Origin of the sequence: Microbaculum marinisediminis (assembly GCF_025397915.1) — a bacterium.
Classification (GTDB): Bacteria; Pseudomonadota; Alphaproteobacteria; order Rhizobiales; family Tepidamorphaceae; genus Microbaculum; species Microbaculum marinisediminis.
Map to the genome: position 1 here is coordinate 510,441 of NZ_JALIDZ010000002.1, position 17,834 is coordinate 528,274.

15 protein-coding genes and 1 tRNA gene are annotated in these 17,834 nt (G+C 65.3%); 7 read left to right on the forward strand and 9 right to left on the reverse strand.

What is annotated here, in order from left to right:
- Window positions 1-70: 70 nt before the first annotated feature.
- Window positions 71-1,150: an adenylate/guanylate cyclase domain-containing protein gene (locus MUB46_RS05720; protein ID WP_261614914.1), complete on the reverse strand. Its 1,080-nt coding sequence runs from the start codon at window positions 1,148-1,150 to the stop codon at window positions 71-73.
- 329 nt (window positions 1,151-1,479) lie between these two features.
- Here MUB46_RS05720 and MUB46_RS05725 point away from each other — a divergent pair.
- Window positions 1,480-1,556 (forward strand) — tRNA-Pro (locus tag MUB46_RS05725).
- 117 nt (window positions 1,557-1,673) lie between these two features.
- Here the strand turns inward: MUB46_RS05725 and MUB46_RS05730 are convergent.
- From MUB46_RS05730 to MUB46_RS05755, 6 genes are all read right to left on the reverse strand, one after another.
- The gene (locus MUB46_RS05730; protein WP_261614915.1) at window positions 1,674-2,189 is read right to left on the reverse strand and encodes a hypothetical protein; all 516 of its coding nucleotides are present in this window, start codon (window positions 2,187-2,189) and stop codon (window positions 1,674-1,676) included.
- Between the two features lie 440 nt (window positions 2,190-2,629).
- Window positions 2,630-3,778: an acyl-CoA dehydrogenase family protein gene (locus MUB46_RS05735; RefSeq protein ID WP_261614916.1), complete on the reverse strand. Its 1,149-nt coding sequence runs from the start codon at window positions 3,776-3,778 to the stop codon at window positions 2,630-2,632.
- A 13-nt stretch (window positions 3,779-3,791) separates the two neighbouring features.
- Window positions 3,792-5,786, reverse strand: coding sequence for an acetyl/propionyl/methylcrotonyl-CoA carboxylase subunit alpha (locus MUB46_RS05740; protein ID WP_261614917.1), 1,995 nt, complete (start codon window positions 5,784-5,786; stop codon window positions 3,792-3,794).
- Window positions 5,787-5,789: 3 nt separating this feature from the next.
- Window positions 5,790-7,364 (reverse strand): carboxyl transferase domain-containing protein, encoded by a 1,575-nt coding sequence (locus MUB46_RS05745; protein ID WP_261614918.1) that lies wholly within the window; start codon window positions 7,362-7,364, stop codon window positions 5,790-5,792.
- A 25-nt stretch (window positions 7,365-7,389) separates the two neighbouring features.
- On the reverse strand, window positions 7,390-7,704 hold the full coding sequence (locus MUB46_RS05750; protein WP_261614919.1) for an AtuA-related protein: 315 nt from the start codon (window positions 7,702-7,704) through the stop codon (window positions 7,390-7,392).
- A 2-nt stretch (window positions 7,705-7,706) separates the two neighbouring features.
- The gene (locus tag MUB46_RS05755; RefSeq protein WP_261614920.1) at window positions 7,707-9,071 is read right to left on the reverse strand and encodes an acyclic terpene utilization AtuA family protein; all 1,365 of its coding nucleotides are present in this window, start codon (window positions 9,069-9,071) and stop codon (window positions 7,707-7,709) included.
- Window positions 9,072-9,347: 276 nt separating this feature from the next.
- Between MUB46_RS05755 and MUB46_RS05760 the strand changes: the two genes are divergently transcribed.
- From MUB46_RS05760 to MUB46_RS05775, 4 genes are read left to right on the forward strand one after another with little or no spacing between them, the layout of a single operon-like run.
- Window positions 9,348-10,139: an enoyl-CoA hydratase/isomerase family protein gene (locus MUB46_RS05760; protein ID WP_261615011.1), complete on the forward strand. Its 792-nt coding sequence runs from the start codon at window positions 9,348-9,350 to the stop codon at window positions 10,137-10,139.
- 28 nt (window positions 10,140-10,167) lie between these two features.
- Window positions 10,168-10,653, forward strand: coding sequence for a MaoC/PaaZ C-terminal domain-containing protein (locus MUB46_RS05765; protein ID WP_261614921.1), 486 nt, complete (start codon window positions 10,168-10,170; stop codon window positions 10,651-10,653).
- Window positions 10,650-11,792, forward strand: coding sequence for an acyl-CoA dehydrogenase family protein (locus tag MUB46_RS05770; protein WP_261614922.1), 1,143 nt, complete (start codon window positions 10,650-10,652; stop codon window positions 11,790-11,792). Before MUB46_RS05765 ends, MUB46_RS05770 begins: the two co-directional genes overlap by 4 nt.
- Window positions 11,789-12,883, forward strand: coding sequence for an NADH:flavin oxidoreductase/NADH oxidase (locus MUB46_RS05775; protein ID WP_261614923.1), 1,095 nt, complete (start codon window positions 11,789-11,791; stop codon window positions 12,881-12,883). Before MUB46_RS05770 ends, MUB46_RS05775 begins: the two co-directional genes overlap by 4 nt.
- Before the next feature lie 40 nt (window positions 12,884-12,923).
- On the opposite strand, the gene MUB46_RS05780 is transcribed toward MUB46_RS05775, so the two are convergent.
- On the reverse strand, window positions 12,924-14,897 hold the full coding sequence (locus MUB46_RS05780; RefSeq protein ID WP_261614924.1) for a TRAP transporter permease: 1,974 nt from the start codon (window positions 14,895-14,897) through the stop codon (window positions 12,924-12,926).
- Window positions 14,898-14,992: 95 nt separating this feature from the next.
- Window positions 14,993-15,946, reverse strand: a complete 954-nt coding sequence (locus MUB46_RS05785; RefSeq protein WP_261614925.1) for a TAXI family TRAP transporter solute-binding subunit — start codon at window positions 15,944-15,946, stop codon at window positions 14,993-14,995.
- Between the two features lie 279 nt (window positions 15,947-16,225).
- Between MUB46_RS05785 and MUB46_RS05790 the strand changes: the two genes are divergently transcribed.
- Window positions 16,226-17,011 carry an enoyl-CoA hydratase-related protein gene (locus MUB46_RS05790; RefSeq protein WP_261614926.1) on the forward strand — a complete coding sequence of 262 codons (786 nt, stop codon included), beginning with the start codon at window positions 16,226-16,228 and terminating at the stop codon, window positions 17,009-17,011.
- A 22-nt stretch (window positions 17,012-17,033) separates the two neighbouring features.
- The gene (locus MUB46_RS05795; RefSeq protein ID WP_261614927.1) at window positions 17,034-17,834 is read left to right on the forward strand and encodes an IclR family transcriptional regulator; all 801 of its coding nucleotides are present in this window, start codon (window positions 17,034-17,036) and stop codon (window positions 17,832-17,834) included.

Consider the following 17,834-nt stretch of genomic DNA (forward strand, 5'->3'; position numbering starts at 1 on the left):
CGCGCCATCGGCGGCGCCGAAAAGGCCCGGATTAGGGCGGATTAGGGCGGATCGGCGCGGTTAACCGGGGTCAGTCCGCGTCGATCCTGTAGACGGGAACGGCGCCCTTGCCCTTCAGCGCAATGCCGTCGAGGCGGGTCGCGGCGGCGCGGCCGGCGATCCGATCGAAGGCGTCCTGGCTCAGGTAGACGGCCGAGTCGTTACCCAACCCGGACAGGCGGGCGGCGACGTTCACCGGGTCTCCCCAGGCGTCGAAGCTGAACTTCGAGCGGCCGACCACACCGCCGACGACGGGGCCAAAGCTGATGCCGACGCGCATGCGCCAGCCCGCCGGGTTGTCGGCCGCGGCGGCGACCATCGCCCGCCCCGCCCGCACCGCGGCCATGACCGGGTCGCCATGCGGCACCGCCATGTTGGCGGTCGCCATCACGCCGTCGCCGACCGTCTTGATCTTGTCCAGCCCGTGCTCGGCCAGCCCCCACTCGCAGGCTTCGATCAGCCGGTCGAGATTGGCGACCACCTCCTCGGCGGGATGGGTCTCCGAGTAGCGGGTGAACTGGACGATGTCGGAGAACAGGACGACGACGTTGTCGTAGCGGCGCGGGGCGACCGTGCCGGTGCGCTTCAGCTCGCGCAGGGCGGCCGCCGGCAGCACTACCTCCAGCAGGCTGTCGGCGCGGGCCCGCTCGCTCTCGATCTCGGCAAGCTGCCGCTCCATGCGGGCGAGATAGGTCGCCTCCTGGTCGCGCCAGCGCTTCTTCTGCAACGAGCCGGAGATCCGCGCCTTCAGCAGCACCGGATTGAACGGCTTGGGCAGATAGTCGTCGGCGCCGAGCTCAAGGCAGCGCACCACGTTGGCCATGTCGGACAGCGCCGAGATCATCACCACCGGCAGCATGCGGCGGCGCGGATCGGCGCGCAGCCGGCGCAGCACCTCGAAGCCGTTCATCGACGGCATCTGCACGTCGAGCAGCACGACGTCGATATCCGTGGCATCGAGGACGGACAGCGCCTCCTCGCCGTTCGACGCGGCGATGCCGCGACAGCCGATGAAGTCCAGCTCGTCGAGCAACAGCTCGCGGTTCGCCTCGTCGTCCTCGACGACGAGCACGACCGGTTGGTGCCGCGGCTCCAGCGCGATGGCGTTCATTTCCGATCTCCAAAACCAGGCCGCGCCGGCCCCGGGCGGTGGCGCCCTCAACGGGCGGCGCCTTTTCGGGTGGCCGGGACGACCATCCCGCGCGAGCCCGATCCGCAGACCGGCGGCGGCGTGCGTGCCGGCCTTAATGGGATGGTTCGGTATCAGAAAGATTTTGTGGGTGTTTCAGTCGCGTTACAGCAAAATGGGCGGGAACGCGGGGAAATTCGGGGGGATCGCGCCGGCTGCGCGCCGCGCGACGCCGAACCGCCGCGCGAGAGCCGAAAAAGGCGGGTTGCGGCAGCCAGATCGGGCGGTTATATAGCGGCTCACCAGCGGTACGGAGTGTAGCGCAGCCTGGTAGCGCACCTCGTTCGGGACGAGGGGGTCGCAGGTTCAAATCCTGCCACTCCGACCAATCTTTCCAACACCTTAGTACATTGCGATTTCGGGTCGGCGACAGAAACGGCGACCGTCTGGCGTCGCCGTATGCGATTCCCTCATCGGTCGAATCCGGCAACGGGCGGCAGAAGGTCTATTCCTCCAGAAAGGCCTCGCAACCCGCCTTCTTCACCAATCTGGCAAACCGGTCATAGTTGACCACGATCTCCGAGAGCGGCTCCGGCGTGGTTCTCTTGAAAGTCGTTTCCTGCGGGATCAGGGCATCAACGCCAAGGAAGCCAAAGACCGTCTCGAAGAACGCGGCTTTGTCCTGCACCCAATCCTCGTAGTAGACGACGATCGACGGACGCCCGTACCCAGCAAGAAAAGCGTCGTGCTGCCTTTGCTCGTCTACCGCGTTTTCAAGTCTCGCTATGACCCGCCTCATATTCAGGTCGAACCGCCTGCCGGCCTCCGGGACGTAGCTCTTCGAGTTATGAATCCCGGTCTGTCGCGCAACCTGCCCGCTGACGACCTGCCGCAACAGATTGCGTCGCCGCAAGGCTATCAGGTGAACGTCATTCGCCTCACAGTGCGGCAACAAGACATCGGCTTCCGCATGGCTGACAAGGACCTTCGCCCCGACAGCGCGGGCGTCGCCAGCTTCCACCTCCAGGTATTCCCAGTAGGCCGAAAAGCCTGCCCCTGTAATCGGATCGTCTGCCCCCCCCGGCGTGCAGCTTGTAGGGGAGCACACGATCCCGGACGCGAGACAACTTCGGATAATCCAGACCGAATTCCGCGTGCGCCGCCTTCACGTCGCTATTGGCGAGCGGGTCGGGCCGGAAAATCTCGCTATGGCATTCGATTGCCGGGTGAGCGTCGATTTCCTCGCAGATTGCAGAGGACCCGGTACGCCCCCGCGTATAGATGATGAATCTTTGCATGGCGCGGACTATGCGGGGCGCGGGCGACGCATGCAACCATTAGTGGTTCCAAGCAAACTCAGTGAGGCCGTCCGCGCGGCCGGCCGGTCAAATTACGTACGCACCGTCGCCCCGGACGGTCTGATCGCAAACCACTCGAAGAGACCGGGACGCCAGCTCCGCGCTAGGCACCGGCAATCATGTTGCGGGCGATGACGAGCTGCTGAATCTGGCTCGTCCCCTCGTAGATCCGGAACAACCTGACGTCGCGATAGAACCGTTCAACCGCATAGTCCGCCATGTAGCCGGCGCCGCCGTGTATCTGAACCGCCCGATCCGCGACGCGGCCGACCATCTCGGAGCAGAACAGTTTGCAACAACTGGCTTCCAGCGAGACGCTCTCGCCGCCATCGCGCCGGCGGGCCGCATCGCGGACCATGGATTGGCCGGCATAGAGTTCGGTGCGGCTATCGGCCAGCATTGCCTGGATAAGCTGGAATTCCGCGATCGGCTGGTCGAACTGCTTGCGTTCCAGCGCGAATGCGAGCGCATCGTCGAGGAGCCGCGTGGCGGCGCCCGCACAGATCGCGGAGATGTGCAGCCTTCCGCGGTCCAGTACCTTCATGGCGGTTGCGAAGCCGCGCCCGGGAACGCCACCGATGATCGCGGATGCGGGCACGCGGCAGTCCTCGAAGAAGACGTCGGCGGTCAGCGCCCCGCGCTGCCCCATCTTCCGGTCCGGCTTGCCGACGGTCAGCCCCGGCGTATCCGCTTCCACCAGGAAGGCGGAGATGCCCTTGGCGCCTTTCACATCCGGCTCGGTGCGCGCCATGACGGTGAACAGACCGGCGACCGGCGCGTTGGTGATGAAGCGCTTGGCCCCGTTGAGGACGTAGGCGTCACCGTCGCGCCGGGCGGACAGCGAGATCGACGCCGCGTCCGATCCGGCATCGGGTTCGGTGAGCGCGAACGAGCTGATCATCTCGCCGGAGGCCAGGCGCGGCAGCCAATGCGCCTTCTGCTCCGGCGTTCCGTCGATCACGATGCCCTGCGACCCGATTCCGTTGTTGGTACCGATCAGGGAGCGGAAGGCGGGGGCGGCGCGCCCCAGAACGAAGGCGATCTCCACCTCTTCGGCCATCGTCAGGCCGAGCCCGCCATGCTCCTGCGGGATCGACATGCCGAACAGGCCGAGGTGACGCATCTCCTCGACGATCTCGGGCGGAATCGCATTCTCGGCCTCGACGCGGGGCTCAGCCGGGATCAGCCTCTCCTCCACGAAGCGCTGCATGGTGCCGGTGAGTTGCGCAAGGGTTTCGCTATCGAGTGCCAATCGCCTGTCTTCCTTAGCTGGCGGCCATGCCGGATTCTTCATGAAGTCGGACAAGGACCTGGCCCGCGCGCACCTGATCGCCCGCGGCGCAGCAGATTTCCCCGACGACGCCGTCGCGCGGCGCGACGACGGGATTTTCGAATTTCATGGCTTCGACCACGGCGACGACGTCGCCTCGAGAAACCGCGGCTCCCGCGACGACCGAAAGTGCCACGACAACGCCGGGCATGGGCGATTTCGCCTCGTCGCCGCCATCGCCGGCCATGTCCTGGCCACCGGCAATCCGGTCCACCAGCAGCCGTGTGCCGGCAAGTGTCAGATCGACCGCGCGCGGCGTCACCTGCGCGCACCAGCGCTGCCGGCCCACCGTGCCCGTAACCAGATCGTCCTGCCGGTGCGCCATGACGACGCGACTGACGGGTTCGCCCGTGTCTTCGGGCTGGATCTCGATATTCGCGCAGTCGCCGTGGAGGGCCTTCAAGTGGGCGATCCGGCTCTTGCCCTCGACCGAAAATGCGATGCGCCCCAAAGGCGCCTGTGCATCAAGCGTCACACGGTCGAAAGGTGTGGGGCCGGTCCAGGGCGAAGACGCCGGATGCGGCTCGGCTCGTGCGGCGCAGACGACCGCGGCCGCCGCAGCGGCGATGACGTCGGCCGGATCGACTGTCGGCATGATCCGCGGCAGCCCGGAATCGATGAACCCCGTGGACGCGGTTCCCGCCACCACTTCCGGTGCTTCGAGCAACCGGCGCAGGAAGCCGAGATTGGTGGTGATGCCGGTGATCGCCGTTGCGTCCAGTGCCGTCGTCATCGCCGCGATCGCGGCCGTCCGGTCCGCGGCATGGACAACGAGCTTCGCGATCATCGGGTCGTAGTCGGGCGGCACCGTGGTGTCGTTCTCCACGGCGCTTTCGACGCGAACGTTCGGCGGCCAGCAAAGCCGGGCGACGCGGCCGGGCGACGGACGGAAGCCCGCCGCCGGATCCTCGGCATAGAGGCGACATTCGATTGCATGTCCGCGACTTGCGATCTGCGCTTGAGTGAGCGGCAAGGCTTCCCCCGCCGCGACGCGCAACTGCCATTCGACGAGATCGAGGCCCGTGATTTCCTCGGTCACAGGGTGCTCGACCTGAAGGCGCGTGTTCACCTCGAGGAAATAAAACCCGCCGTCGGCGCCGACGATGAACTCGAAGGTGCCTGCATTGCGATAGGCCAACGCGCGGGCTCCGCGAAGCGCGGCATCGATCATCGCGTCGCGCAGGTCGCCCGGCAGGTTCGCGGCCGGGGCCTCCTCGACGATTTTCTGGTGGCGGCGCTGAAGCGAGCATTCGCGCTCGAACAGGTGGACGACGTTGCCCTGGCCGTCGCCGAATATCTGCACCTCGATATGGCGCGGATCGCGCACGAACCGTTCCACCAGCAGGCGTCCGTCACCGAAGCTGGAGCACGCCGTCCGGATGGCCGATTCGATTTCGTCGCGACCGTCACCGCTTTCGACAACCGCCATTCCCTTGCCGCCGCCACCGGCGACCGGCTTGAGAAGGGCGGGGTATCCCGTCTGCGCCAGAAGCGCGGCGATGGTATCGGCGTCGTCGCTCGCCTCGCTGGAGCCGGGAACGACCGGCACGCCTGCCCCGGCCATGATCGCCTTCGCGGTGGCCTTGTCGCCCATGTCGGCGATCGTCTTCGGAGCCGGACCGACAAAGGCGAGCCCTGCCGACTCCACGGCGTCCGCGAATGCGGCATTCTCCGACAGGAACCCGTAGCCGGGATGCACGGCGTCGCACCCGGTATCGAGCGCTGCCCGGATCAGCTTGTCACCGGCGAGATAAGATTGGGCCGCCGGGGCGGGACCGATCGGCACGCGTCCGGCGGCACCTTGAAGATGCGGCGCGTCGCGATCGGCGTCGGAGTAAACGGCTACATAGTCGATGCCCTTCCGCCGGCAGGTACGGGCGACACGTCGGGCGATTTCGCCGCGGTTGGCGATCAGCACACGCTCGAACATCGGTTACATCCGGAACACGCCGAAGCGCGTCTCCTGCTTCGGCGACGCGGCAGCCATGGCAAGCGCGAGCGTCAGCCATTCGCGCGTGTCTTCAGGGTCGATCACTGCGTCGACCCACAGTCGGGCGGCGGCATAGACAGGATGGCTCGCGCGTTCATAGGCGTCCCGCACCGGGGCCTCGAACGTACGGCGGTCCTCCTCGCTGAAGCTGCGGCCGGCCTTATGCAATTGCGCTTCACGGACGAGGCTGAGCACCGTGGCCGCCTGCTCTCCCCCCATGACCGAGGTGCGGGCATTGGGCCACATTCCCATCAGCCGGGGACCGAAGGCACGACCACACATGGCGAAATTGCCCGCACCGTAGCTGCCACCGATGAGGAGACTGAATTTGGGTACCCGCGCGGTGGAGACCGCATTGACGAGCTTGGCGCCGTGGCGGGCGATCCCGTCGGCCTCGTATTCCTGCCCGACCATGAAGCCGCTGATGTCGTGCAGAAAAAGCAGCGGGACATCGCGCTGGCAGCAGAGCTCTACGAAGTTCGTGGCCTTCTGGGCGCTTTGCGAGAACAGGACGCCGTCATTCATGACGATGCCGACGGGGTAGCCGCCGATCGCGCCGGTACCGCAGATGATGGTCTGGCCGTAGCGTGCGCGATACTCGTCGAGGCATCCGGCATCGAGCAGGCGCTCGAGGATGTCGCGGCCCGGGATGCGCAGACGGCCATCCGACGGGATCAGCGCGGCCATGCCGGAGGCGGGATGGAGCGGTTCGCGGGGCGGCAGCGGCGGTGCCGGCAACGGCTGCGCGGGCTTCCGTGCAACGACCGCACGCACCAGGGCGATCGCATGGTGATCGTCCTGCGCGAGATGATCGGCAACGGCAGAGCTGGCGGTATGGACATCGGCGCCGCCCAGCGTTTCGGCATCGACGACGACGCCGGTCGCCGCCTGAACAAGCTGGGGTCCGCCGAGAAAGATGGTGCCGGTGCCGCGTACGATCACGGTCTCGTCGCACATGGCCGGGATATAGGCACCGCCCGCCGTGCACGAGCCCATGACCGCGGCAATCTGGGGCAGGCCCATCGACGACATCTCGGCGATATTGCGGAAGATACGGCCGAAATGATGCTCGTCGGGGAAGATGTCCTCCTGCATCGGCAGAAAGGCGCCGCCCGAGTCGACGAGGTAGATCGAGGCGAGCCCGTTCTCGCGCGCTATGTTCTGGGCGCGAATCTGCTTCTTCACCGTCAACGGGTAGTAGGTGCCGCCCTTCACCGTCGCGTCGTTCGCCATGACCATGGCGAGACGGCCTTCGACCATGCCGATGCCAGTTATGATGCCCGCCGACGGCACGGCATCGTCATAGACATCATGGGCGGCAAGTTGACCGATCTCCATGAAGGGCGTGCCGGGATCGAGCAGGTGCGAAATGCGCTCGCGCGCCGTCAGCTTGCCACGCGCGCGGTGGCGGGCGACGGCATCCGCCGGCCCGCCGGCGATGGCGGTCCGACGCGCCGTGTCGACCGCTTCGCTATGCCGCTCGTAGCCCCGCCCGATCGCGGCACCCTCGTCCGCCATGGATGCGGCGCCCGTCATCGCTCACTTACGCTTGGTCGACGACAGGCAGGCGGAGCAGGCCGTTGCCCATCGCCTTGCCGGTCTGGTCCAGCCGCAACGTGCGCGTGGCACCGCCGCCCAGTGCGCCGCGCATGATGACGACAACGGCTTCGATGTTGTCCATCGGATAGATTTCGACCTCACCTTTGACCCAGTCGCCAAACAGCGACTTCACGCTCTGCGGCGTGAGGCTGCGCAGGAGCGCGGGATAGTGTTCCGGCGCGCGAGCGATGACGCCGACGGACGCCACGTCCCCCTTGTCGCCGGAACGCACATAAGCGATGTCGCGAAGAAGCTTCATGGTCATGCCTCCAGGATCTCGGCGGTCTGGGTGACGAAGAATCGGGGCACCAAGGTCGGCCAAAGACCGTAGACCGGGCGCGGCTTGATCGGAGTGCCGAATGCCGTCCCGCCGGGACCCATGATCCACAGCTGGGAGCAAGCCCGGCGAACCTTTTCCGCCTCGGCCTTGGTCTCGGTGTGAACCGCGACGCGAAGGCCGATTTCCGCCGGATCGTGATCCGGTGCCGGTGAGGCAGGCCCGTGCAGCATGTCGACGCCGACGAAGTCGAAGTGCACGGCATCGGACTTGAGCCCGAGACGCTCGAAGCGCTCCATGAGGGTCTGTTTCGCCTTTTGCGCGCGCTCCAGCGCGTAAGGCCAGGGAAAGAACAGCATGCCCTCGCCGATCCAGCCGTCTTCATAGCCCACGACGAGCTTGAGCTGATCCGGGCGGGGACGACCGGTCATGTTGGACAGGTGGACCCGGTCGGGGCCCGCCTCCTCGATCCGGACGGTGGTGAAATCCGCGACACCGTCCGGCATGATGTAGCGCGACGGATCGCCGATTTCGTAGACGAGATGTTCCTTGACCGTGAACGCGTCGACGCGACCGCCGGACCCATCGACTTTCGTGATTACCGCGTTGGCGTCCTCTCCGAACTCGATGATCGGGAACCCTGCCCGGCCCATGTTGGGCATCTCGGCAAAGCGCGAGGACATGCCGCCCGTCGCTGCGGCGGCGCACTCCACGATGTGACCGACCGTGATAGCCGCCCCTATGCGATCGGAATGGGCCTCGTCGTAGCTCCAGCCGAACTCATGCATGATCGGGCCGACATACAGGGCGTTGTCGGAAACGCGACCGGCGATAACGACATGGGCGTCCTGCTCGAGCGCCGAAGCGATAGCGGAGCTGTCCGTGTAGACGTTGGCGGCGACGACACGATTCCGGATGCCGACAAAGTTGTTCTCGCCGGTATCCAGATTGGTGAGATCGGTGCCGGAGGCGACCAACTCGTCCAGCCTCGACAGAAGATCGTCGCCTTCGATCACGGCGATGCGTGTACCGCCGAGGCCGAGCTCGCGGGCAACTTCGCGGATACGCTCGGCTGCCGCACGCGGATTCGCGCCGCCGCCATTGCAGACGATCCGCGTGCCCGACTGACGCGCGAGCGGAAGTAGGGCTCGCATGTGTTCCGGCAGATCGGGGATGTAGCCTGCCTTGGGGTTCTTCAGCTTCTGGCGCTGAAGCAGCGCCATGGTCAGCTCGGCCAGGTAGTCCATCGAGAGGTAGTCGAGATCGCCCTTCTCGAGCAGCTCGACCGCCGGATCAAGCGCATCGCCCCAAAAGCCCGAGCCTGCGCCGAGCCTTACGTGTTTCGTCATCCGGTGCTCCCGATTCTTCCGAATTGACCCTGACAGCCCTGTCCGAACAGGCCGGATTGCGAGCCGGCCTGCCCGTTCGGATGGGTCGTAGACAGAGCAGTTTCTTGTCATGCGAAGGATGGAGCGTCAACAGTTTTTCGAAAATACGTTCCGCAAGGTGGAAATTTGATTGACCCTTTCCAACCGCCTCGACTAAGTTGCTGGAAAGGGCTCGGAGGGCCTCGACGGGCCGCCACACGGTGCTGCCCTCGGAGAAGAAACGAAGGCTTGGACGGCATGCAGGACGCGGAGACGAATGCGCCCGTGATATTCGGCGTTGAAGACGGAATCGCGCGCATCACGCTGAACCGGCCGGATCGACGCAACGCCATCGACGTCGAGACCGCCAATCGTCTTACCGCCCTGTGGCGGCAGGTCGACGAGGACGCCTCCATCCTCGCCGTCGTCGTCGATGCCGCCGACTGCGGAACATTCTGTGCCGGCATGGACCTGAAGGACATGGCCGCGATCCGCGCCGCAGGCGACGACCCGCTGAAACGCATGGAGGATCCGTTCCAGGAGCGCATGCGGGAGGTCACCAAGCCGATCGTCTGCGCGCTTGTCGGCCATTTCGCCGGAGCCGGCGTGCTGATTGCGATGGGTGCGGATATCCGGATCGGACTGTCCGGCTCGGTGGCCATGATCTCGGAGGCACGATTCGGGCGGGGCACGTCGTGGGCGGTGCCGCTCCTATGGATGCTGCCGCAGCCCGTGCTTTCGGAAATGATGCTCACCGGCGATCCCGTCGCCGTCGAGGAACTGGCTCAGCACGGCTTCGTCAATCATGTCGAGCAGAGCGTCACCGACGTCCGAGCGCGGGCAATGGCACTGGCACGACGTATCGCGGAGAACGCGCCGCTTTCGGTGCGCGCGGCCAAGGCGAGCCTTGCAGCGGGCATGGACCTTGGCTGCGCCGGGGGCCTTGCCAGGGCTGCCGAACTCCATCGCACGGTCTATGCCAGCGAAGACGCGGGCGAAGGCGCGCGCGCCTTCGCCAAGAAGCGCAAGCCGCGCTGGTTGGGTCGCTGATCCAGCCCCTATCATCAAGGGAGACACTATGATCGATCAGACTTTCGGCGAATTGGCGGTCGGACAGGTTCGCACCTCGCGCGGTCGTACGCTGACGGAGACCGACGTCGTCAATTTCTGCATGCTCACCGGCAACTGGCTGGAAATCCATTCCAATGTCGAGTTCGCCCGCGAAGCGCTCTACGGCCAGCGCCTCGTGCAGGGATCGCTCGTTTTCTCGATCGTCAACGCGCTGATGCCGTTCGACGCGGGCGTGGTCGAGGTCTTCTATGGTGTCGACCGCCTTCGCTTCCTCAAGCCCAGCTTCATCGGCGACACCGTCTGGGCACGTTCCGAGATCATCGACCTGCGCCCCAAGAAGGACGGCGCCGGCGTGGCGACCTGCGAACTGCTGGGCGTCAATCAGCGCCGCGAGACGATCCTGCGCTGCGAGTTCAGCCTACTCATCCGCGGCGAAAGGCTCGAGCCGGCCGCCTGCGATCCCTTTGCCGAAATGGAGTTTGCCAAGTCATGAACTTCCTCAACAGCGAGCAGCGCGCCTGGCACGAGACCGTCGACCGCTTCATGGAAAAGGAGGTGACGCGCGAATACATCCGCGAGCACGACATGGAGCGCGCCTATCCCTACGAGGCCTATGAGAAGATCGCCAACGAGGGCTGGCTGAGGCTGCTGATCCCCGAGGATCACGGCGGCTACGGCGGCGACATTTTCGACTACGCGCTGATGTGCGAGGGGCTCGGCAAGTTCGGCTTCGACTTCGCCACCTCGGTGCTGGTGCCGACGTTCACCGCGATGAACATCGTGAAGTTCGGCTCCGATGCGCAGAAAGAAACCTATCTCGAGCCCTTCATGAGCGGTGCCATCCGCTTCTCGATCTCGATCTCGGAACCGAGCGCCGGCTCGGACGCGGCCTCCACCCGCACCCGCGCGCATCGCGACGGCGACGAATACGTGATCAAGGGCCAGAAACTGTGGTGCAGCGGCGCGGCCGCGCGCGACGTCAAGATCGCGATGCTCGTACGGACCGATCCGGAGGCGGCCAAGCACAAAGGGCTGTCCGTCCTGATCGTCCCCAACGATACGACCGGCCTCGATATCCGGAAGTTGCCGACGCTCGCGCGGCGTTCGACGGGCACGACCGAAATCTTCGTCGACGATGCCCGTGTGCCGGTTGCCAACCGGCTGGGCGACGAGGGACAGGGATGGGAAATCATCACCGACCACCTCGAACTGGAGCGTATCGCGGTCGCGGCCGCGTATGTCGGCAATGCGCAGACCGCGGTGGATGATGCACTCGGCTATGCCCATGAACGCGTTCAGTTCGACCAGCCGATCTTCGACTTCCAGGTGATCCGCCACATGCTGGCCGACATGCAAACGCAGGTGGATGCGGCTCGGTTGCTGGTCTATCGGGCGGCGGAAGTCGCCGCGCGCGGCGAGCCTTGCGGCAAGGAAGTGGCGATGGCCAAGCTGTTCGCCTCGGAAACGCTGCAGACCGTTTCGCGCCAGGGCATGCAGATCCTGGGCGGACATTCCATGCTGCCGGAAGCGGACATGGAGCGCTACTTCCGGGAAGGCATGCAGTGCACGATCGGGGGCGGCACGTCGCAGATACAGCGCGCCATCATCAGCAAGGCCATGCGCGCCAGATGACAGAGGGCCTGTTCCAGCCCTTCGCGCTCCGCGAGCTGCGGCTCGCCAATCGTGTCGTCGTCTCGCCCATGCAGACCTATTCGGCACCGGACGCGGTGCCGACGGCCTGGCATCGCACACATCTGGCCCGTTTCGCCATCGGCGGAGCAGGCCTTGTCATGACGGAGGCCACAGCGGTCAGTCCGGAGGGACGCTCCACCGATGCCGATATCGGCATATGGAGCGATGGACAGGCAGAGGCTCTCTCCGAACTGGCCGAAGCGGTCCATGGCTGCGGCGCGGCCATCGGCATCCAGCTTCAGCATGCTGGGCGCAAGGCGTCGACCGCCGCGCCGTGGCAGGGCTTCGCTCCCGCTCCGATCGCGCCAGGCATGGAGGTGATCGGGCCGAGTGCGACGCCAGCGGCCGAGGGTGGCCACGTTCCGCGCCAGATGACCGAGGCGGATATGGAGAGGCTGGTCGCGGCCTATCGTGATGCCGCCCGACGCGCCAATGATGCCGGCTTCGACCTCGTCGAAATTCATATGGCGCACGGCTACCTGCTGCACAGCTTCCTGTCGCCGCTTTCGAACCTTCGGACGGATTCCTACGGCGGCAGCCTCGAGAACCGGGTGCGCTTTCCGCTTCGCGTGGTGGCGGCGGTTCGGGAGGCCTGGCCGGCGGAGAAGCCCCTCGCCTGCCGGATTTCCTCCGTCGACGGCGTCGATGTGGGTTGGTCGCTTGACGAGTCCCGCTATCTCGCCGGCCGGCTTCGCGAACTGGGAGTCGATCTGGTCGATTGCTCGTCGGGCGGCATGATCCTGCCGCGCAAGGAGATGCTCGTGCCGCGCGGGCCCGGTTTCCAGGTTGGCTTCGCGGCGGACCTACGCGCCAACGCCGACATCGCCACCATCGCGGTCGGCGGCATCACGGAAGCGGCGCACGCCGACGCGATCGTTCGGACCGGCAAGGCCGATCTCGTCGCGATCGGACGACAGATGCTGGTAGAACCCAATTGGGCACTTCACGCGGCGAACGTACTCGACGATCGGCCCTTCGAGCGCTGGCCGGTCCCGTTCGGCTGGTGGCTGGCGCGCCGCCGGCGCGCCTAGCACCACCGCCGGTTCGACGGCGCCGCCAGGCTTCCTTCCTCTACAGTCTCTTGTCCAAAGCCGCCCGGCTCGGCGGGGGCAATGTCCTGCTGGACGTCGTCCGCCAGCGGCTCAGTGCCGCCACCACGACGACGACGGCAATCCCGGCCGCATCGCTCCAGACGGCGGGATAGAACAGCATCGCACCGCCCGCATAGAGGCCGATGCGCAACGGCCAGGCCAACAGCCCGAGCAGGTAGCCCGCCGAGGCGCCCGTGATTGCGATCACCGCGAGCGCCGTCATCGCCGTATTGTGAATGATATCGAAAGCGCTGCCTTCCATCAGCACGCCGGTTCGGAAGATGAAAAGGAACGGAATGAGATAGAGCGCGATGGCCATCACAACGGCATGCCCGGCGACGCGCCAGAAGTTCTCGCCCGCGATGGATGCGGCGGCAAAGACACTGGCGCAAACCGGTGGTGTGATCGCCGACATGATGGCGAAGTAGAAGATGAACATATGCGCATTGAGCGGCTCGATTCCGAGCTTGATCAGAATCGGGCCGGCGACCGCAGATGCGAGAATGTAGGAGGCCGTCGTCGGCACGTCCATGCCCAGAAGAATAGCCAGTACCGCCGTGAATATCAGCACGAGCACGAGGCTGTCGTCGGAGAAGGACAGGATGAGGCTGGAGATCTTGACGCCGATTCCGGTGGCCGTCAGCACCTTCACCACAATCGCCGCGCAGGCGAGCAGAACGGCGACCATGGCGATGGCCTTGCCGCCATCGTAGAGACCGTTGAGTATCTCGCGCAGGAGTGTGCGATAGGTGGCGCCGAGCTTTTGCGGCTCCCCATCGATCAGGCACTTCAGCGTGCGCAGCACGAACAGGGTCCCGATCAGCACCACGACGGCTACGGAGCCGGCCAGCGTCGGCGTGAAATCGCGCGCCAGCATGACGATGAGGCTCACGACCGGCAGGTACATCGGAAGCGCGGTGAAGGGGTCAGCGAGTTCCCGCCATTGCGGCATCTCACTGCGATCCAACGGGCGGATGTCGAGGCGCCGCGCGCGCATTCCGATGCTGAACCACAGCACCAGGAAGTACAGCAGCGCCGGGATCAGCGCGGCCGTCATGACCTGCGAGTACGGAATGTTGAGGATCTCGGCCATGATGAAGGCACCGGCGCCCATCACCGGTGGCATGATCTGGCCTCCGGCCGACGACACGGCCTCGACGGCGGCGGCGTAGCTCCCGCTGTAGCCGGAACGTCGCATGGTCGGAATCGTGACTGGTCCCATGGCCATGACATTGGCGACGGCCGATCCGGTGACCGTGCCGAACAGGGCGGACGAAACCGTGCAGACCTTCGCCTGGCCGCCATAGCTGCGGCCGGCGATCATGGTCGCGAGCTTGATGAAGATCTCCGTTGCGCCGGTGCTGAGCAGGAGCGCCCCGAGGATGATGAAGATCGCGATTACCCGCGTCCCCATATCGACCATATAGCCGAAGATGGCTTCGGTGGAGGCGTAGTAGGTCTCCACGAACGTCAGGGTGGAGACGCGCGGCGGCTGCCATGTGCCGGAAATGACGCCATGTCCGAAGTAGTAGTAGGCGAGACCGATAACGGCCAGCACCGGCAGGAACCACCCGATCGTGCGGCGCGCCGCTTCGAGTACGAGGGCGATCGTCGCGATGCCGAGCACGATGTCCCAGGTGGTCAGTTCCACCATGAAGTCGGACAGGCGATTCGAACTGAAGACGATATGGAAGCAGACGTAGTAGCCGGCTGCAGCCAGGAGGACGTTGACGATGACTGCGACGGTCGGCCTGCCCTGCCCGAGCCGGTTTGCCGCCGTCAGCAGAAAGACCGATCCAAGCCCGAGGCCGAGAAAGATGCCACGCTGGACCAGCGGCTCCATCATTCCGAAGAATGACGTGTAAATCTGGAACAGGGCATACGTTACGAGGACGACCCGCAGGAGCGCGTTGATCGCCTCGTGGAACCTGCGATCAGACCAAGCGTCGACCATGGTGGTTTTCCGGCGTGGAGCTGTCGGTGGATGGCGGCGACCGCTCGGGGCGCCTGGCCCCGGAGCGGTCGCTTATGGTCGGAATCCGGGGCGGACTACTCGGCCGATTCCCAGTACGACATGGCACCCGGATGCACATCGATGCCGATGTCGACCGTCGACAGGATCGAGCCCTTGAAGTCGTAGTCGGCAAGCTGCGGCCAGACATCGATCAGGATCTGCTTGTTCTCACCGATTGCCTGCGCCACCTTGCGCGCGGTCTCATCGTCCATGAGCGAGAGGCGGGTCGCATAGACGATCGGGACGGACGGCGTGGCGACCGCCGGGTTGTCCTTGATAAACCCTGCCGGCAGGGTGGTGAAACCGACACCGGGAATTTTCTCGGTGACGAGTTTCTGCTGCTCGGGCGTGAAGCCCAAGATGCGCATATCCACCGACGTCATCAGCTCCTGCAAGGTGGAGTCGACGCGATTGGCGGCGGCATACTTGCTGTAGCCGACCAACTGATCGTTGCGCACGCCTTCGATCGCGTCGGTGACGGTGCCGTACACGTAGTCAGGACTTATGCCGAACAGATCGAAGCTCTGCGTAATGAGAAGCTCGCCGCCGCTCCCGCGGATGCCCGGGGTGAACTTCTTGCCTTCGAGCTCTTCCAGTTTGGTGATGCCCGAATCCGCACGCACGGCGATGTTGATGACGGAGTCGTTGTAGGGGTAGAGCGCGACGAGATCGTCGACCGCATGACCTTCAAACTGGCCGATGCCCTGCTTCGCCTGGACGAACACGTCTCCGGCGACGAGGCCGAGATCGATCTCTCCGCGCACCAGGCGGCGCACGTTATCTACGCTGGCCCCCGTCTCCACGACAGTGGCCGTCGAGTCGGGGATGCCGGCCTCGATCGCCTGAGCCATCGCAACGGCGATCTGGTAGTGGCTCGACGTCGCGTTCGTAGAGCCCAAGCTGAACGTCTGTGCCGCTGCCGGGCTCATTGCGCCCGCAACAAGACACATCGCGGCACCCAAAAGCGTTCTGCGTAGCTTCGTCTGCATTCAATCCTCCCAGTCGTAGGTGGCCGCCTGCCTGCGGCCTATCGAAAAGCGCATTACGACGCCCGAAGCCGAGCTCGCGAACCTTCCTTACGGTTTGGCCGCATACGGCATGTCAGAGCATGTGTGGCCCGGCGAAGCCTGCATTCCACGCCGCCGAAAATGGCACAGGGGACAACTACACACAAGCATATTTTGAAATATTGTTCCGCACTATGAGTTTCTGCTAGTATTGCCTCGATGGCGCCGGACCGGCGCAAGGCGATAGAGGAATGCACTCGTATGCTGGCAGCGGAAACCGTGCTCTTCGAAGACTCGGAGGGCATCGCAACGATCACGCTCAACCGTCCCGAACGGCGCAACGCGCTGTCCGTGGCCGCCGCGAACCGGCTCTACGACCTGTGGGAAGAGGTGGATCGCCGGGACGACATCCGGGTGGTGATCCTGACGGCCGCGCCTTGCGGTACCTTCTGCGCCGGCATGGATCTGAAGGAAGCGAGTGAGCTGCGTGCAGCACGCGGTGTCGACGTTCTGACGCTGATCCGCGATCCGTTCCATGAGCGGATGCGCCGGGTGCGCAAGCCGATCATTGCGGCGATGACCGGCCATTTCGCAGCCGGGGGCTTCATGATCTCGCTCAACGCCGATTTGCGCGTCGGGCTGGCCGGAACGAGCGGAGGCATCACCGAGGCGAAGCGCGGCCGCGGGTCTCCCTGGGCGATGCCGCTGCTCTGGCAGATGCCCCAGCCGATTCTGATGGAAATGGTCCTCACCGGCGAATTGCAGACGATCGAAAGGCTGCACGCGCTGGGCTTCGTCAACCATATCGAGCCGACAGTGGAGGCCGTACTGGCGCGTGCCCGGTCTCTGGCCGCGACGATCCGGGACAATGCGCCGTTGTCGGTGGCGGCCGGGAAAGAATCAATCTTGCGAACCATGGACTTGGGTTGCGCCGAAGGCCTTGAGAGCGCAAAACGAATATACGAGCATGTCTATGCGAGCGAAGACGCGCAGGAGGGGCCACGTGCCTTCGCCGAGAAGCGCCCGCCCGTATGGAGCGGCAGATAAACGCGTGGGGAGTGGTGCGAAAATGGCTGCGGTGAAGGCGAAGGACACGACCATGGTCGTTTCTCTCGCGCGTGGCCTGAACATCCTGCGGGCCTTCCGCGCGATCGATGCGCCACTCGGCAACAAGGAAATCGCCGAGCGGACGGCGTTGCCGAAGGCGACCGTGGCGCGGCTGTCCTACACGCTGTCGCAGATGGGCTATCTGCGGCAGGTCGAGCCACACGGACAGTACCATCTCGGCGACAAGGTAACCGCGCTGGGGCATGCGCTACTGCGTTCCCTGCCGGTGCGCCGGGTCGCCGAACCGCTGATGCAGGCGCTTGCCGACAAGTACGAGATGTCGGTCGCGCTTGGTATCGGCGACGGTCCCGACATGGTCTATCTGCACTACTGCTCCGGGCCGGAGACAGTGACCATGCGTCTTCGTATCGGCTCCCTGGTGCCGATCGCGCAGTCGGCGATGGGCCGTGCCTATATGTGGGCGCTGCCGGAGGCGGAGCGTGAGCATCACATGCAGGCCATTCGCGCTGCCGCGGGCGACAAGGCCGACACGGTTGAGGCGGAGCTGCGCGCCGAGATCGCCGAGGTCGACCGGCGTGGCTTCTCGGTGTCGTTCGGTGCCTGGCGGCGCGAGATTTTTGCCGTCGGGGCGCCGGTCTGGCTGGATCGCGGCGAGACGGTGCTGGCACTCAATTGCGGAACGCGGCGGCGTGGCCTGAACGAGGCGCATTTCCAGGAGACGCTCGGTCCCGAACTGATGGCACTCTCGAGCGAGCTCGGCCATCGCATGGATCAGCTCGGCGCAAGCTTCTGGGACGAGTGA

Coding starts and splice junctions, on each gene's coding strand:
- MUB46_RS05785 (WP_261614925.1), bottom strand. CDS start 15,946: ATGCAGACGAAGCTACGCAGAACGCTTTTGGGTGCCGCGATGTGTCTT.
- MUB46_RS05755 (WP_261614920.1), bottom strand. CDS start 9,071: ATGACGAAACACGTAAGGCTCGGCGCAGGCTCGGGCTTTTGGGGCGAT.
- MUB46_RS05760 (WP_261615011.1), top strand. CDS start 9,348: ATGCAGGACGCGGAGACGAATGCGCCCGTGATATTCGGCGTTGAAGAC.
- MUB46_RS05765 (WP_261614921.1), top strand. CDS start 10,168: ATGATCGATCAGACTTTCGGCGAATTGGCGGTCGGACAGGTTCGCACC.
- MUB46_RS05790 (WP_261614926.1), top strand. CDS start 16,226: ATGCTGGCAGCGGAAACCGTGCTCTTCGAAGACTCGGAGGGCATCGCA.
- MUB46_RS05740 (WP_261614917.1), bottom strand. CDS start 5,786: ATGTTCGAGCGTGTGCTGATCGCCAACCGCGGCGAAATCGCCCGACGT.
- MUB46_RS05720 (WP_261614914.1), bottom strand. CDS start 1,150: ATGAACGCCATCGCGCTGGAGCCGCGGCACCAACCGGTCGTGCTCGTC.
- MUB46_RS05770 (WP_261614922.1), top strand. CDS start 10,650: ATGAACTTCCTCAACAGCGAGCAGCGCGCCTGGCACGAGACCGTCGAC.
- MUB46_RS05775 (WP_261614923.1), top strand. CDS start 11,789: ATGACAGAGGGCCTGTTCCAGCCCTTCGCGCTCCGCGAGCTGCGGCTC.
- MUB46_RS05745 (WP_261614918.1), bottom strand. CDS start 7,364: ATGGCGGACGAGGGTGCCGCGATCGGGCGGGGCTACGAGCGGCATAGC.
- MUB46_RS05750 (WP_261614919.1), bottom strand. CDS start 7,704: ATGAAGCTTCTTCGCGACATCGCTTATGTGCGTTCCGGCGACAAGGGG.
- MUB46_RS05780 (WP_261614924.1), bottom strand. CDS start 14,897: ATGGTCGACGCTTGGTCTGATCGCAGGTTCCACGAGGCGATCAACGCG.
- MUB46_RS05795 (WP_261614927.1), top strand. CDS start 17,034: ATGGCTGCGGTGAAGGCGAAGGACACGACCATGGTCGTTTCTCTCGCG.